Consider the following 14,860-nt stretch of genomic DNA (forward strand, 5'->3'; position numbering starts at 1 on the left):
TCTATCATGCTTATTTCTTCTTATTACCTCTTACCATCATGCCTTTCTTCTCTAGCCCACGGTAGATAATCAGCATTTGTGCAATGGTAATTAAGTTACTAACTAACCAGTACAGTACCAGACCTGATGGGAACCACAGGAAGAATACGGTAAATACAACAGGCATATACTGGAACAGTTTCTGTTGCATCGGGTCTGTTGCCGGCGTTGGCTGCAGACGTTGCATCAGGAACATACTAGCACCCATTAGTATAGGCAGTATGTAGTAAGGGTCTTTTGTCGATAGGTCCTGAATCCAGAAAATGAATTCTGAATGACGTAATTCGACGCTTTCCAGAAGTACCCAGTAAAGTGCCAGGAAGATAGGTAACTGCAACAGCATTGGCAAACAACCACCAAGTGGGTTCACTTTTTCTGTTTTGTACAGTTTCATCATTTCTTGAGACAGTTTCTGGCGGTCACTGCTGTAACGTTCACGAAGCTCAGTCATTTTCGGCTGCAGCATACGCATTTTCGCCATAGACACGTACTGTGCTTTGGTCAGCGGGAATAGCAGCGCTTTTACAATAACCGTGGTTAAGATAATAGCCAGACCCCAGTTAATAACGATACTTTGTAAGAACTGAAGTAATTTGAAAATGGGTTGCGCTAACCACCAAAGGAAACCGTAGTCGACGGTTAAATCCAGGTGCTCGACTAACTGAGCCATGGCGTCCTGATCTTTTGGACCCAAATACAGTTTAGATTCAATAGTTTCAGTGCTGTTCGGATTTATCTGAGTCGCAGGGTAAACGACACCGATAATAGCTTGCGAACCATTGGCAACACGTGAGAATAAACGATTGGTTTGTTGTTGCGTTGGAATCCAAGCAGAAACAAAGTAGTGCTCCAGCATACTCACCCAACCAGTTTGAGAAGTGACATCAAGACGTTTATCTTGCATGTCTTCGAAGTCGTACTTTTCAAACTTGTCGTCGTCGTGAGAATACGCGGCACCGAAGTAAGTTGGCATTATCATGCTGCCACTTTCACCAGTGCCCATTGAGCGTTTTAACTGACCGTAGAACTGCGTGCTTAAGGTGTCAGCGGAGTTGTTTTCAATTTCGAAACGAACATCAATATCGTAGTGACCCGGCGTAAAGGTGAATATTTTACGGTATACCACACCATTTTCAGAGGTGTAGGTAAGTGGCACTTCTATTTTTTCAGACGTCGATGAATAATCCGTCTTTTCGTAACTGTATACGGCACGACCGTTTTTATTGTCGATACCATCTGCGCCGATTAGTCCCGACTGAGCGACGTAAACAGCGTTTGATTCGTTTTGCAGTAGCTGAAAACGTTCGTCAGAATTGAGCTCTTTTGCGAACTGCAGCAATTTTGCAGAAACAATATCGCCGCCACGCGTATCTATTTGAACGTCTAGTACATCGGTTTCAACGTGAATAGTCGTTGCGCTCGAGGTTTTTGAGGCGCCTTCGGCTTCAGGCACATCGCTGGATGCAGCGACTGAACCGCTTGGAACGTCAGTTGAGCCAGATTTGTCAGCAGCTTGCTGCATAAACTCGGAATTTGCTGGAGCCGTTGTACCTGGTGCCGATTCCACAACCCAATTCTGGTAAAGGAAAAAGGACACCACTAAAAAGGCAATAAATAATATTGAACGTGGCGAATTCATAGTGATTTCGTCTCTGTTGGCTGTTTCGTTAATGATTGACTGTTATTTTCTGTTTTAGCTTTTTGTTCTTGCTCGCAAGGAGGGACGGGGTCATAACCGCCGGGGTGACCGGGATGGCATTTACCGATTCGCTTGGTGGCAAGAAAAACTCCACGGATTGTACCGTGTTTTTCAATAGCCTCACAGGCGTAATGTGAACATGACGGATAAAATCGACAACGCGGTCCAAGTAACGGACTTATGACCCATTGGTAGATTTTAATTAGCGCGATTGGTATTGCACGCAGCGCTTTGCTAATTTTCGCCATAAATAATTCAACGTATCCCGTAAAGCGGCGTTATCTTGCTCAACGATACCTGGCTTGGCAATAATAACAATGTCAAAAGCCGGTAGTTTATGTTGGCTTAAGCGAAAAGTCTCGCGCATTTGGCGTTTTATACGATTACGATCAACAGCGCGTTTGGCTCGTTTCTTACTAATAGTAACGCCGATGCGAGGATGGCCTTTCGTGTTGGGCGTTGCCAACATAGTAATGTGAGAAGTGACAGCTTTTACAGGAGGGTTTGAGAATACAGTCTGAAAGTCAGAGGGAGTTAGCAGACGTAACTCCCGTCCGTATGAGGTACTTTTAAGCACTCAATACTTTACGACCACGAGCACGGCGGCGAGCCAATACTTTACGGCCGTTTTTAGTTGCCATGCGAGCACGGAAACCGTGAGAGCGCTTGCGCTTTAATACGCTTGGTTGAAATGTTCTTTTCATAACTAATCTTCCATCGGTCAGTTTGCTAGTTCCCACGCTGGCCGAAAAAGTTGAAACCAAACGTGACGGGAATTTTTTAGAGCGCGGATCTTACCGATCTTTTACCCGCTAGTCAACGACTATGCGTGCATTTATTAGCCTTTTTCGCTGACTTTTTGACGGTTTTCGCAAATTGACGTCATCCACAATTATATCGGTTAAGTTTTCTTTAATGTGGATAATTTTTAAGTTATGCACTTTTTCTAATTTTTGTTTATTTTGTAATAGCTATTTTAAAGCAAAATATGAGCCAGGGTTATAGCTCTTTATAAAATAAAAAATCCTTTATTTATGCCGTTTTCAACGCATTTTGACTAGCAGAAACCGAATGACTGAAGTACAATCGATGAATACTATAATAAATAAACGATCCAGGAGAAGAGTGTGAATAATTCGCTTTGGCAACAATGTGCAGAGCGACTGCAATCGGAACTTCCGTTACAGCAGTTCAACACGTGGATCAGACCACTTCAAGCCGAACAAAACGGTGACACGCTAACATTATTTGCGCCGAACATTTATTCGGTTGATTGGGTGCGTGACAAATACTTAAAAACCATTAACGACTACCTTACAAACCTTTGTAATGGTGAAACCGCACCGAATGTTGTTTTAAAGGTAGGCGAAGTTTCTAATGGTCGTTCTTCTTCGGTGGCATCGGTGCAAAAACGAGCAGCAGCTGTTCGTAAAAAAGCGACCGGTTTTTCGGGAAGTAGTAACGAGTCCGCAGAAGAATTTGAAAGCAATATCCACCCAGAGTACACCTTCGATAATTTCGTTGAAGGTAAATCGAATCAGTTAGCGCGCGCGGCAGCTATTCAGGTTGCTGAGAACCCTGGTGGTGTCTATAACCCGTTATTTGTCTACGGTGGTACGGGTCTCGGTAAGACGCACTTATTACACGCTGTCGGTAATGGCATTATGGCCCACAAAAAAGGCGCCAAAGTGTTCTATATTAGAGCAGAGCGTTTTGTTCAGGACATGGTTAACTCCATCAGAAATAGCTCAACGAACGAGTTTAAGCGCTATTATCGGTCGGTCGATGCTTTGCTAATTGATGATATTCAGTTTTTTGCGAATAAAAAAGGGTCTCAGGAAGAGTTTTTCCATACCTTTAACGCCCTGCTGGAGGGAAATCAGCAAATAATCATGACCAGCGACCATTACCCGAAAGAAATAGAAGGGGTGGAGGATCGCTTAAAGTCACGTTTTGGTTGGGGACTGACCATTGCCATAGAGCCACCGGAGCTGGAAACACGGGTGGCTATTTTAATGCGCAAGGCGGAAGAACGTGGTTTAAATATGCCGCATGAAGTGGCGTTTTTTATCGCAAAACGACTACGTTCCAATGTTCGTGAATTAGAAGGTGCTTTGAATCGAGTTGTTGCAAATGTCCAACTGACCGGTCGTCCAATAACCATCGATTTTGTGAGAGAAGCATTACGAGACCTTATCGCAGCGCAGGAAAAACTGGTTACTATTGATAATATTCAAAAGACGGTGGCTGAGTACTACAACATTAAGTTGGCTGATATCCTGTCAAAACGTCGTAGCCGATCGGTGGCAAGGCCAAGGCAATTAGCAATGGCGTTAGCTAAAGAGTTGACCAACCACAGCTTGCCGGAAATAGGGGACGCGTTCGGTGGTCGGGATCACACAACTGTGCTCCATGCGTGTCGAAAAATACAAGAATTAAAAGATGCTCAGAACGACATAAAAGAAGATTATCGTAATTTAATACGGACGTTGTCGTCTTAAGCATGTCGTCATTACAGGGGAATGAGTCATGAAATTTTCTATCAATCGCGATGCGTTTTTAAAGCCACTGCAAGTTGTTAGTGGCGCAGTAGAAAGACGTCACACTTTACCTATTCTTGCTAACTTATTGTTACAGGTTGAGAACGGTCAGTTGAAGCTGACAGGTACGGACCTGGAAGTAGAACTGGTTTCGTCTGTAGCGCTAGAGTCGGCAGATATGGATGCGTCGGTAACAGTACCAGCTAAAAAGCTAGTGGACATTGTGCGTAGTTTACCCGATGGCTCTGTTATTGAATTTACTGCTGAAGGCGACAGCGCAACCGTAAAATCCGGTCGCAGTAAATTTAAACTCAGCACCCTGTCTGCTGATGATTTCCCGAATATTGACGACTGGAAAAGCGATATCCAGCTGGTGACAGAGCAAGGTATTTTAAAAGACTTAATGGAGAAAACACATTTCTCCATGGCAAATCAGGATGTTCGCTATTATTTAAACGGTATGTTGTTCGAAACAGACAGTGGTATGCTGCGCTCGGTCGCAACTGACGGCCACCGTTTGGCGATGAGCACCTGTGCCATCGACCAGCCGGGCTTAACTCAAAGACAGGTGATTGTGCCAAGAAAGGGTGTGGTTGAACTACTTCGTTTACTAGGCGATGACGAACACGAAGTTACGGTGTCTATCGGTAATAATCATATTCGTGTTGAAACACCTGAGCTTATGTTCACCAGTAAATTAGTAGACGGCCGATTCCCTGACTACCGTCGTGTATTACCTAGCGGCGGTGATAAAGTGGTAGTGGCTGATCGCGATACCTTACGCCATGCATTCAGTCGCGCCTCTATTTTATCGAATGAAAAATTCAGAGGCGTTCGCTTAAACTTGAGTTCGGGTGAGCTTTGCATTACCGCAACTAACCCAGAGCAAGAGCAAGCAGAAGAAATTATCGAGGTCGACTACCAGGGCGATGACTTGGAAATCGGTTTCAACGTCAGTTACTTGCTTGATGTCATGAACAACATTGATGAGGAACAGGTATCTTTCACACTGTCAGACTCTAACAGCAGTGCATTGATTGAGCCGCAGCATGATGACTCATGTTGTTACGTAATAATGCCAATGCGCCTGTAATATCATCGTAGATGTTTATTGAATCTCTCAATTTAAGCCACTTTCGAAACTTTAAGGAAGTGGCTATCTCTCCTGATAGACATATCAATTTAATTACCGGCAGTAACGGATCCGGTAAAACAAGCCTTTTAGAAGCGATTTATTTATTAGGCTTTGGTCGTTCTTTTCGGCCCGGTGGATTTCGTCAGCTGATAAATGAACACGCGGATCAATTTACGATATTTTGTCGTACGGCAAACCATTCTATAGGCGTTCGTCGAAGCACTTCCGGTGCTCAGACGTTGCGTTTAGATAATGCCAACGCAACAAAAATGTCTGAGGTCGCACGTTTGGTCCCTGTTCAGCTTTTGACTCCGGAGTCGGTCGATATTCTTTTAGAAGGGCCAAGTTTAAGACGTCAGTTCTTAGATTGGGGAGTGTTCCACGTGGAACATTCGTTTTATAAAAACTGGGTTTCTTACACTCAAATACTGAAACAGCGTAACAGTTTATTAAAGCAATACTCAGCGTCTGCAACACAAGATAAATATTGGCTAGAGCAACTCGCTTACTATGGTGAACTGATTAGTGTCAGTCGTGAAAATTATTTGAAAGAACTGTCGAATTATATACAAGAATTAGCGAAATCTTTCCTCTCAAATGTTACAATCGAGGTTCGACTAAAAAAAGGGTGGGATAGTACCCAATCACTTTTTTCGGCCTTAGAAAGCCATACAGAGAAAGATAAGAAATATGGCTTTACGTCAGTGGGTCCACACAAGGCGGATATAAAAATTTTAGCCGATGGCGTGGATGTTAAGCACAGATTGTCCAGAGGGCAGTTAAAGACGTTGGTTTCAGCATTAAAGTTGGCGCAAGGGAAGCATTTTCAGTCTGTTAAGGGCGAATCTTGCGTTTACTTAGTGGACGATCTGACATCTGAATTGGATGCGGATAATCAACGATTGTTTTGCCAGCAGTTAGAAAAGTTAAATGCGCAGGTGTTTGTCACAGCGATTACTGGAAAGCAGTTGTCGGATAAATTTCAAAAATCGCCCAAAATGTTCCACGTGGAACATGGGGCAATAAACGAATGATATCGAGATAATAACTATGGAAGAAAATAACTACGGTTCATCGAGTATAAAGGTCCTTAAAGGATTGGATGCAGTTCGTAAACGTCCAGGGATGTATATTGGCGATACGGATGATGGCACAGGTCTGCATCACATGGTTTTTGAGGTTGTCGATAACTCTATCGATGAGGCTTTGGCTGGGCATTGTTCAGAAATTCTCGTCACTATTCATTCTGACGGTTCCGTGTCAGTAAAAGATGATGGCCGTGGAATTCCTGTCGACATTCATGAAGAAGAGGGTGTGTCGGCCGCTCAAGTTATTATGACCGTACTTCATGCTGGTGGTAAATTTGACGATAACTCGTATAAAGTATCGGGCGGTTTACACGGTGTTGGCGTCTCAGTCGTTAACGCACTGTCTGAAAAGCTGAAGTTAACCATTCGTCGTCAGGGTAAGGTTTATGAACAAACCTATCATATGGGTGAACCTGAAAGTGACGTTAAGCCTATTGGCGATACCGACTCAACAGGTACAGAACTGCGGTTTTGGCCGAGCGCTGAAACCTTTAGTGACACTGTTTTTCATTACGACGTTTTGGCCAAACGTTTACGTGAACTGTCATTCCTAAACTCAGGCGTTGGTATTCGTTTACGTGACGAGCGCGATGACCGTGAAGATCTATTTAAGTACGAAGGCGGTATTGCCGCTTTCGTTAATTACTTAAACCAGAATAAAACGCCTATTCACGAGAAAGCATTCCACTTTTCGGCGGAACGAGAAGATGGTATATCTGTTGAAGTAAGTATGCAGTGGAATGATTCATTCCAGGAAAACATTTACTGCTTTACGAACAATATTCCACAACGCGATGGTGGTACTCACTTAGCTGGTTTCCGTGCAGCTTTGACGCGTACATTGAATGCTTACATGGAAAAAGAAGGCTTCACTAAGAAGACAAAAACCTCAGCGACGGGTGATGATGCTCGCGAAGGTTTGACTGCTATTATTTCTGTGAAAGTACCAGACCCTAAGTTTTCATCTCAAACGAAAGACAAACTCGTGTCTTCTGAGGTGAAGTCAGCGGTTGAGCAAGCAATGAATGAGCAGTTGGCGGACTACTTATTAGAAAACCCAACCGAATCGAAGCTTATTATTAATAAGATTATTGATGCCGCTCGAGCGCGAGAAGCCGCACGAAAAGCCCGCGAAATGACACGTCGTAAAGGCGCGTTAGATATCGCCGGCTTGCCAGGCAAGCTAGCTGATTGTCAGGAAAAAGACCCGGCACTTTCTGAACTCTATATAGTGGAGGGTGACTCGGCAGGTGGTTCTGCGAAGCAAGGCCGTAACCGTAAGAACCAAGCAATACTACCGCTTAAGGGTAAAATTCTGAACGTTGAAAAAGCTCGCTTTGATAAGATGCTGTCGTCGGCGGAAGTAGGAACGTTAATAACGGCTATGGGTTGCGGCATTGGTCGCGATGAATATGACCCGGATAAAACGCGCTACCACCGCATTATTATCATGACCGATGCTGACGTCGATGGCTCTCACATTCGTACATTGCTACTGACGTTTTTCTACCGCCAAATGCCGGAAATTATTGAGCGTGGTTATATTTATATTGCTCAGCCACCGCTTTATAAAGTGAAAAAGGGCAAACAGGAAGTCTATATAAAAGATGACCCAGCACTGATTCGTTATTTGACCAGCCTTGCGTTAGATAATGCATCTTTGCATGTGAATGAGACTGCTCCGGGTATTTCGGGCGAGCGTTTGGAAACCCTAGTAAATGGTTACCAAATGGCACAAGAAAACATTAAGCGGCTAAGTCGTCGTATGCCTGAGAAGTTCCTGCAGCGTTTATTCTATGCGCCTCGTTTAACGGATGAGCGCTTGAAAGACCAAAGCTACATGGAAGGCTGGGTTAAGACACTTAATGATGACCTAACAGCTCGCGAAGTTGATTCAGCCACTTATACTATCTCTTTGCATGAAGACGAAGAGCGTAAGATGTGGTTACCGACAACGACCATTCGCCAGCATGGTGTCGATACCGATTACCCGTTAAATTACGAGTTCTTAATGTCCAAAGACTACGAGCAAATTGTCACCTTGGGTGAAGAAATCGACTCTTTGGTTGAAGAAGGCGGTTACGTCTTGCGTGGTGAGAAAAAACAGCCAGTGTCGCATTTCGTCGATGCCGTAGAATGGCTGATTAGTGAATCCAAACGCGGCTTGTACGTACAGCGCTATAAAGGGTTAGGCGAGATGAACCCGGATCAGCTTTGGGAAACCACTATGGATCCTGAAACGCGTCGTATGCTTCAAGTAACTATTGAAGACGCGATTGGCGCAGACCAACTATTCACAACCCTCATGGGTGACGAAGTAGAACCACGTCGTGCCTTCATCGAGTCTAACGCTCTTAAAGTGGCGAACCTGGACGTTTAAGTCAGTTAGTAATGATATAAAAAAGGCGGCTACCGTTTCCGGAGCCGCCTTTTTCTTTGTCTTTTAAACGATTACTGCAGTAATGAAATATCCGCTATTTCCAAGAACAGTTGGCGTAAACGGTACAGTAAGTTCAGGCGGTTAAGCCGGATATCATCCTGTTCAGCATTCACCATAACGTGTTCGAAGAACTCATCGACAGGCTCTTTCAGGTTAGACAGTTGCGTTAGGGCATCGGTGTAGTTACCGTCCTGAATGAGCGGTTTAACCGTTTGCTCTGTTTCATCTAGCAACTGATACAAAGCTTTTTCAGGCGCTTCGTTTAAAAGGTTTGGTTGAACCTTACCGTCTATCGATTCCTTAGATTTCGCCAGTATATTACCTACGCGTTTATTCGCGGCAGCTAAGCTCTCTGCTGAATCCAGCGATTTAAACGCATCAACGGCCTTAACACGCTTGTCGAAATCAACCGGTTTTGACGGAGAGCGAGCAAGCACCGCCTGAATGACGTCAACGGAAATGCCTTGCTCTTGATACCATGGGCGGAAACGTCCGAGTAGGAAGTCGAAGACATCCGCTTTTACCGCTTGGTTAGATAGCTTATCTCCAAAACCTTCGGCAGAGGCTGCTAAAAGCTCATTTAAGTCGAGTGGTAAGTCACGCTCAACCAATGTGCGTAAAAGCCCAAGTGCAGCACGGCGCAGAGCAAATGGGTCGCGGTCACCTTTAGGCACTTGGCCAATACCGAAAATACCGACCAGGGTATCTAGCTTATCTGCAAGTGCAACGGCACATGCCTCTTTGCTTTCGGGTAAATGGTCGCCCGAGAAACGAGGCCAGTAGTGTTGCTCTATAGCCTCTGCAACACTGGCAGTTTCGCCATCATTAAGCGCGTAGTGTTTACCCATAACGCCTTGAGTTTCGGGGAACTCTGAAACCATATCGGAAACCAAGTCAGCCTTACACAGCAAACCGGCGCGTTTAGCTGCTTGAGCGTCCGCTTTAAGAAGCGACGCAATTTTTCCTGCCAATTTAGCGATACGACGAGCTTTGTCGCCAATACTGCCAAGTTGCTTCTGGAAAAGAACCGAATCGAGTTTGGCGACTCTCGATTCAAGAGACTGTTTCTTGTCGGATTCAAAGAAGAACTGAGCGTCAGCCAGGCGAGGGCGAATGACTTTTTCGTTACCGTGAATGATTTGCTGCGGGTCGCGACTTTCAATATTCGTAATGAATATGAATTGCGGCAGTAACTGGCCGTTACCGTCCTCGACCGGGAAGTAACGTTGGTCATCTTTCATGGTGACAATAAGCGGCTCTTTAGGTACGTCCAAAAAGCCTTTATCAAAACTTGCTGTTAAAGCAACTGGCCATTCGACTAATGCAGCCACTTCTTCGACTAAATCATCGTCCTGAATAACGCGACCACCAAGTTCGTTTGCTAAGCGCGTAACTTCGGACTGGATAATATCAATGCGCTCTTCGAAGTTAGCGATCACTTTCGCTTCACGCAGCTTGTTTAAGTAGTTGTCGACATGATCAAGCTCGAAGCCGTCTTTGGAGTGGAAGCGATGCCCCTGAATAAAACGAGCGCTTTTCGTTTCCAATACTTCGGCATTAATGAGTTCATCGCCAAGCATGACTGTCAGGGTGTGTACCGGACGAATAAATTGAGCCGTACTGTCTCCCCAGCGCATGGGCTTAGGAATAGGCAGTGTCTTAATCGCTGACTCAATAAACCCTTGCGCTAACTGCTTTAAAGACTGGCCTTTAACCGTTGTTTTATGAAGTAGCCATTCGCCTTTATCGGTTTTTAAGCGCTCAGCCTGGTCAACCGTAATGCCATTAGAGCGAGCCCAGCCTTCCGCTGCCTTGGTCGGGTTACCAGCATCATCAAAGGCAACGTTAACAGCAGGACCTCGTTTTTCTACAACTTTGTCCTGTTGTTCTGTCTCTACCTGATTCACAAGCACCGCTAAACGACGTGGTGTCGCATAAGCGTCTATGCTCTCGAAAGACAGCTCGGCCGATTCTAAACCTGCTTGTATGCCCGACTTAAAACTATCACGTAATGCTCTTAAAGCCTTTGGAGGAAGCTCTTCCGTGCCTAACTCAATCAGTAAATTGTCTTTATTCACAGCTATGCTCTCCTTAGTCTTCGGCTTTCTTGTCGGCCAGAGGGAAGCCTAAAGCTTCTCGTGCCTGATAATAAGTTTCAGCAACTGCCTTAGCCATGGTACGTACTCGCAATATATAACGTTGTCTTTCGGTCACGGAGATTGCGTGTCTGGCGTCCAATAAGTTGAATGCATGAGAGGCTCTCATGACTTGCTCGTAAGCAGGAAGTGGCAATGCTTTCTCTATGAGTAATTCACATTCTTTTTCGCAGTCTTCAAAGCGCTGAAAAAGAACATCGACATCGGCATACTCGAAGTTATAAGTCGACTGCTCAACCTCATTTTGATGGAACACGTCGCGGTACAGAATTTTACCGCGTGGACCGTCTGTCCAAACTAAGTCGTAAATGCTGTCTACGCCTTGAATATACATTGCCAGGCGCTCAAGACCGTAAGTAATTTCGCCGGCAACAGGTCGACACTCTAAACCACCCACTTGCTGGAAGTAAGTGAACTGGGTGACTTCCATACCATTGAGCCATACTTCCCAGCCTAAGCCCCAGGCGCCCAGAGTAGGCGATTCCCAGTTATCTTCTACAAAGCGTATGTCGTGAGTTAGCGTATCAAAGCCCAACAGTTCCAGAGAGCCCAGATAAAGCTCCTGAATGTCCTTTGGCGACGGCTTCATAATGACCTGAAACTGGTAGTAGTGCTGAAGGCGGTTTGGGTTTTCGCCGTAGCGGCCGTCTGTTGGACGGCGGCAGGGCTGCACATACGCAAAGCTGGCAGGCTCTGGCCCTAAAGAGCGTAAGAACGTCATGGGATGGAATGTACCTGCACCCACTTCCATATCGAGCGGTTGCACCACCGCGCAGCCTTGCTGAGCCCAGTAATCTTGTAAGGCTAAAATAAGCCCCTGAAAGGTTTTTACATCGTATTTCGACATACGCTTTCTCTGCTTTGTTATTTGTGGTTGACCGATGGTCGAAAAATATGCGTAGATTATACCCTCTGAAGCGCCTTGGTTATAGGGGATGACATGACAAATAATGCGCCAGAACGGTGTTCATGGTGTGAATCTGCTGACGATTACCGAGCTTATCACGACAATGTCTGGGGCAGACCGGTCAGTGACCCGCAAGAGCTCTTTGCTAAGCTTTGCCTGGACGGGCAGCAAGCAGGTCTCAGCTGGATAACCATTTTGCGCAAACAAACGGGCTACGAAAACGCTTTTTTAAACTTTAACCCACGAGCTATTGTGGCAATGAGTGACGAAGATAAAGAAGCGCTGTACACCAACAGTGATATTATTCGCAGTAAGAAGAAAATAGACGCCATTTTTACCAACGCCGAAGCTTATTTAAAGCTGGAAGAGCAGGGTATTAAGTTTGAACAGTGGTTATGGTCTTTTGTTGGCGGAAAGCCCGTTATTAACAAGTACAAAACACAAGCGGAAATACCCACCGAAACAGAATCTTCCAGGGCGATGGCAAAAGCGTTGAAAAAAGCAGGATTCAAGTTCGTTGGCCCCACCATCTGCTATGCTTTTATGCAAGCAGTTGGTATGGTTAACGACCATGTTATCAGTTGTCATTGTTACGAACCCGTCGTAAAACAGATGAAACAATTTACGTTATAGAACGTTGTCAAAAGAGCGAAGGAAGAATGATTGAAATAACACTGGCGGATTACAATAATCCCAAACATCGCAGCGCGGTTATCGCTATGCTCGACGCTTATGCCAAAGACCCAATGGGCGGCGGCGAAGGTATCTCAGACGAAGTGAAAGAAAACCTGATAGATGAAATGGCAAAAAGAGACCATGTATTTTCACTGCTGGCATACGATGGTGATACCCCGGTTGGTGTTGCAAACTGTGTGGAAGGTTTTTCTACTTTCGCAGCAAAACCGTTAATGAATATTCATGACATAGCCGTTATTCCCGAATACCGAGGGCAGGGCGTTGCTAAAAAGCTTTTAGAAGAAGTGAAAACGCTGGCGGAATTTCGCGGTTGCGTAAAACTGACTCTGGAAGTGCTTGAGAACAATGACCGTGCTAAACAGGCCTACAAAAACTTCGGGTTTGAACCTTATGAACTGGGCGATGTTGGACAGGCTGAGTTCTGGGAAATGTACTTAAATAAAGATAAAGCCTGATATCTGAACGTCAGGCTTTTAGTGGGATTTCCTGACCCAGTAGCGGTAAGGCATCTCTTCGGTTTCAGAGCCCACTAGTTCATGCTCCATAAACTCGCAAAAGCCCGGAATATCCCGGGTTGTTGCGGGATCATCCGCAATAATCAGTAACACCTCACCAACTTCCATTTTACGAATAGCCGCACGAACTAACATTACGGGCTCTGGGCATTTAAGGCCAAGGGTATCGAGTTCTTTGTCGCAGGTAATTTGAGTCATGACTTCTTTAAAAGACGTTAGGTGAAATTAACGGAGAGTTTAACACTTTCGCGCTTAATAGGTGAGGGGAGAGGAGCCATTTGGCAGCTCCTCCTTTTATTTAACGCAGGGTACTCAGAAACACGCCGTGAACCCATCCGTGGGGGCTTGACTGCAGCCATCCATGGCTGCAGACAGTTTCTGAGTACCCTACGTCAATTAACAGCGGAGGAGTTACCAAATGGCCCCTCTGCTGAGAGCGTCGTGTTAAACCGCCCTAACTTTGCTGTTTCTTTTAAACGCGTTCAAATACCGTCGCAATCCCCTGGCCAAGGCCAATGCACATGGTGGCTAAGCCAAGCTTCGCGTCTTTTTCTTCCATCAGGTTAATCAGCGTGGTTGAGATACGTGCGCCAGAGCAGCCTAATGGGTGACCTAAAGCGATAGCACCGCCGTTCAGGTTCACTTTCTCTTCCATTTTGTCGAACAGCTTCAAGCCTTTAAGAACTGGCAGAGACTGTGCGGCAAAGGCTTCGTTCAACTCGACAACGTCAATGTCGTCAATAGACACCCCAGCACGTTTCAGCGCTTTTTCTGTGGCTGGTACAGGACCGTAACCCATAATAGAAGGATCGCAGCCTGCAACCGCCATTGAACGGATTTTAACGCGTGGTTTGAGACCCAGTTCTTTGGCTTTGTCAGCAGACATAACCAGCATAGCAGCTGCGCCGTCAGACAAGGCTGACGAGGTACCTGCGGTTACCGTGCCGTTGGCAGGGTCAAACACCGGGCGAAGCTGTGACAGACCTTCTGCAGTGGTTTCCGGACGAATCACCTCGTCTTCTGTCACGCGTACCAGCTCACCGTCGGCGTTGTGCCCGTTAATTGGATAAATCTCTTTTGCAAAACGGCCTTCCACGGTCGCTTCGTGCGCTTTCTTATGAGAGCGCGCGCCGAATTCGTCTTGTTGTTCACGAGTAATACCGAACTTGCGAGACAACAATTCAGCGGTCATACCCATGCTGCCTGAAGCTTTTGCTACAGACTTGTTCATGCCCGGGTGAAAGTCGATGCCGTGAGTCATTGGTACGTGACCCATGTGCTCAACACCACCGGCCATAAAGATGTCGCCATCGCCGTTCATGATAGCGCGTGCTGCGTCGTGCAATGCCTGCATTGAAGAGCCACACAGACGGTTAACGGTAACGCCGGCCACTTTATGAGGAATGCCGGCAATTAACGCTGAGTTACGCGCAATGTTGAAACCTTGCTCCAGGGTTTGCTGCACACAACCCCAGTAAATGTCTTCCAGTTCTTCAACATCCACTTCCGGATTACGCTCAAGCAAGCCCTTCATCAGCGCAGCTGAGAGGTCTTCGGCACGAGTATGGCGGAAAACACCATTTTTTGAACGCCCCATTGGCGTACGAATACAATCTACAATGACGATGTCTTTCATTTTAATAAC

At 45.7% G+C, this 14,860-nt stretch carries 14 protein-coding genes; 6 read left to right on the forward strand and 8 right to left on the reverse strand.

Annotated features, from left to right (window positions below):
• Window positions 1-10: 10 nt before the first annotated feature.
• Genes yidC through rpmH form a run of 4 tightly spaced genes read right to left on the reverse strand, consistent with a single transcriptional unit; the run spans window position 11 to window position 2,442 of the window.
• Window positions 11-1,678: a membrane protein insertase YidC gene (yidC, locus tag CWI73_RS06770; RefSeq protein ID WP_126752089.1), complete on the reverse strand. Its 1,668-nt coding sequence runs from the start codon at window positions 1,676-1,678 to the stop codon at window positions 11-13.
• Window positions 1,675-1,986 carry a membrane protein insertion efficiency factor YidD gene (yidD, locus tag CWI73_RS06775; protein WP_126752090.1) on the reverse strand — a complete coding sequence of 104 codons (312 nt, stop codon included), beginning with the start codon at window positions 1,984-1,986 and terminating at the stop codon, window positions 1,675-1,677. The genes yidC and yidD overlap by 4 nt, the downstream gene beginning before the upstream one ends.
• Window positions 1,941-2,315: a ribonuclease P protein component gene (rnpA, locus tag CWI73_RS06780; protein ID WP_126752091.1), complete on the reverse strand. Its 375-nt coding sequence runs from the start codon at window positions 2,313-2,315 to the stop codon at window positions 1,941-1,943. The genes yidD and rnpA overlap by 46 nt, the downstream gene beginning before the upstream one ends.
• Window positions 2,308-2,442 (reverse strand): 50S ribosomal protein L34, encoded by a 135-nt coding sequence (rpmH, locus tag CWI73_RS06785; protein WP_011235863.1) that lies wholly within the window; start codon window positions 2,440-2,442, stop codon window positions 2,308-2,310. The genes rnpA and rpmH overlap by 8 nt, the downstream gene beginning before the upstream one ends.
• A gap of 423 nt (window positions 2,443-2,865) precedes the next feature.
• On the opposite strand from rpmH, the gene dnaA reads away from it, so the two are divergent.
• Genes dnaA through gyrB form a run of 4 tightly spaced genes read left to right on the forward strand, consistent with a single transcriptional unit; the run spans window position 2,866 to window position 8,881 of the window.
• Window positions 2,866-4,239, forward strand: a complete 1,374-nt coding sequence (dnaA, locus tag CWI73_RS06790; RefSeq protein WP_126752092.1) for a chromosomal replication initiator protein DnaA — start codon at window positions 2,866-2,868, stop codon at window positions 4,237-4,239.
• 28 nt (window positions 4,240-4,267) lie between these two features.
• Window positions 4,268-5,371, forward strand: a complete 1,104-nt coding sequence (gene dnaN, locus CWI73_RS06795; protein ID WP_126752093.1) for a DNA polymerase III subunit beta — start codon at window positions 4,268-4,270, stop codon at window positions 5,369-5,371.
• Between the two features lie 11 nt (window positions 5,372-5,382).
• Window positions 5,383-6,447 (forward strand): DNA replication/repair protein RecF, encoded by a 1,065-nt coding sequence (recF, locus tag CWI73_RS06800; protein ID WP_126752094.1) that lies wholly within the window; start codon window positions 5,383-5,385, stop codon window positions 6,445-6,447.
• Window positions 6,448-6,463: 16 nt separating this feature from the next.
• Window positions 6,464-8,881: a DNA topoisomerase (ATP-hydrolyzing) subunit B gene (gyrB, locus tag CWI73_RS06805; RefSeq protein ID WP_126752095.1), complete on the forward strand. Its 2,418-nt coding sequence runs from the start codon at window positions 6,464-6,466 to the stop codon at window positions 8,879-8,881.
• Between the two features lie 71 nt (window positions 8,882-8,952).
• Here the strand turns inward: gyrB and glyS are convergent, their stop codons facing one another.
• Complete coding sequence (gene glyS / locus CWI73_RS06810) at window positions 8,953-11,019, reverse strand: glycine--tRNA ligase subunit beta (RefSeq protein WP_126752096.1); 2,067 nt, start codon at window positions 11,017-11,019, stop codon at window positions 8,953-8,955.
• A gap of 13 nt (window positions 11,020-11,032) precedes the next feature.
• The gene (glyQ, locus tag CWI73_RS06815) at window positions 11,033-11,944 is read right to left on the reverse strand and encodes a glycine--tRNA ligase subunit alpha (protein WP_126752097.1); all 912 of its coding nucleotides are present in this window, start codon (window positions 11,942-11,944) and stop codon (window positions 11,033-11,035) included.
• Between the two features lie 93 nt (window positions 11,945-12,037).
• Here glyQ and CWI73_RS06820 point away from each other — a divergent pair, with 93 nt between their 5' ends.
• Both CWI73_RS06820 and CWI73_RS06825 read left to right on the forward strand, forming a co-directional pair.
• On the forward strand, window positions 12,038-12,637 hold the full coding sequence (locus tag CWI73_RS06820; RefSeq protein ID WP_126752098.1) for a DNA-3-methyladenine glycosylase I: 600 nt from the start codon (window positions 12,038-12,040) through the stop codon (window positions 12,635-12,637).
• Window positions 12,638-12,663: 26 nt separating this feature from the next.
• Window positions 12,664-13,155, forward strand: coding sequence for a GNAT family N-acetyltransferase (locus CWI73_RS06825; protein WP_126752099.1), 492 nt, complete (start codon window positions 12,664-12,666; stop codon window positions 13,153-13,155).
• 18 nt (window positions 13,156-13,173) lie between these two features.
• Here CWI73_RS06825 and tusA read toward each other — a convergent pair whose 3' ends face one another.
• The gene (tusA, locus tag CWI73_RS06830) at window positions 13,174-13,413 is read right to left on the reverse strand and encodes a sulfurtransferase TusA (protein ID WP_058576471.1); all 240 of its coding nucleotides are present in this window, start codon (window positions 13,411-13,413) and stop codon (window positions 13,174-13,176) included.
• 274 nt (window positions 13,414-13,687) lie between these two features.
• Complete coding sequence (gene fadA, locus CWI73_RS06835; protein ID WP_126752100.1) at window positions 13,688-14,851, reverse strand: acetyl-CoA C-acyltransferase FadA; 1,164 nt, start codon at window positions 14,849-14,851, stop codon at window positions 13,688-13,690.
• Window positions 14,852-14,860: the final 9 nt, after the last annotated feature.

This window comes from Idiomarina piscisalsi (genome assembly GCF_003987095.1).
In the GTDB taxonomy this organism is placed as follows: domain Bacteria; phylum Pseudomonadota; class Gammaproteobacteria; order Enterobacterales; family Alteromonadaceae; genus Idiomarina; species Idiomarina piscisalsi.

Bases quoted from the DNA above. Each gene is read 5' to 3' on its own strand.
- yidC (WP_126752089.1), bottom strand. From the start codon at position 1,678: ATGAATTCGCCACGTTCAATATTATTTATTGCCTTTTTAGTGGTGTCC.
- yidD (WP_126752090.1), bottom strand. From the start codon at position 1,986: ATGGCGAAAATTAGCAAAGCGCTGCGTGCAATACCAATCGCGCTAATT.
- rpmH (WP_011235863.1), bottom strand. From the start codon at position 2,442: ATGAAAAGAACATTTCAACCAAGCGTATTAAAGCGCAAGCGCTCTCAC.
- dnaN (WP_126752093.1), top strand. From the start codon at position 4,268: ATGAAATTTTCTATCAATCGCGATGCGTTTTTAAAGCCACTGCAAGTT.
- recF (WP_126752094.1), top strand. From the start codon at position 5,383: ATGTTTATTGAATCTCTCAATTTAAGCCACTTTCGAAACTTTAAGGAA.
- gyrB (WP_126752095.1), top strand. From the start codon at position 6,464: ATGGAAGAAAATAACTACGGTTCATCGAGTATAAAGGTCCTTAAAGGA.
- glyQ (WP_126752097.1), bottom strand. From the start codon at position 11,944: ATGTCGAAATACGATGTAAAAACCTTTCAGGGGCTTATTTTAGCCTTA.
- CWI73_RS06820 (WP_126752098.1), top strand. From the start codon at position 12,038: ATGACAAATAATGCGCCAGAACGGTGTTCATGGTGTGAATCTGCTGAC.
- CWI73_RS06825 (WP_126752099.1), top strand. From the start codon at position 12,664: ATGATTGAAATAACACTGGCGGATTACAATAATCCCAAACATCGCAGC.
- tusA (WP_058576471.1), bottom strand. From the start codon at position 13,413: ATGACTCAAATTACCTGCGACAAAGAACTCGATACCCTTGGCCTTAAA.
- fadA (WP_126752100.1), bottom strand. From the start codon at position 14,851: ATGAAAGACATCGTCATTGTAGATTGTATTCGTACGCCAATGGGGCGT.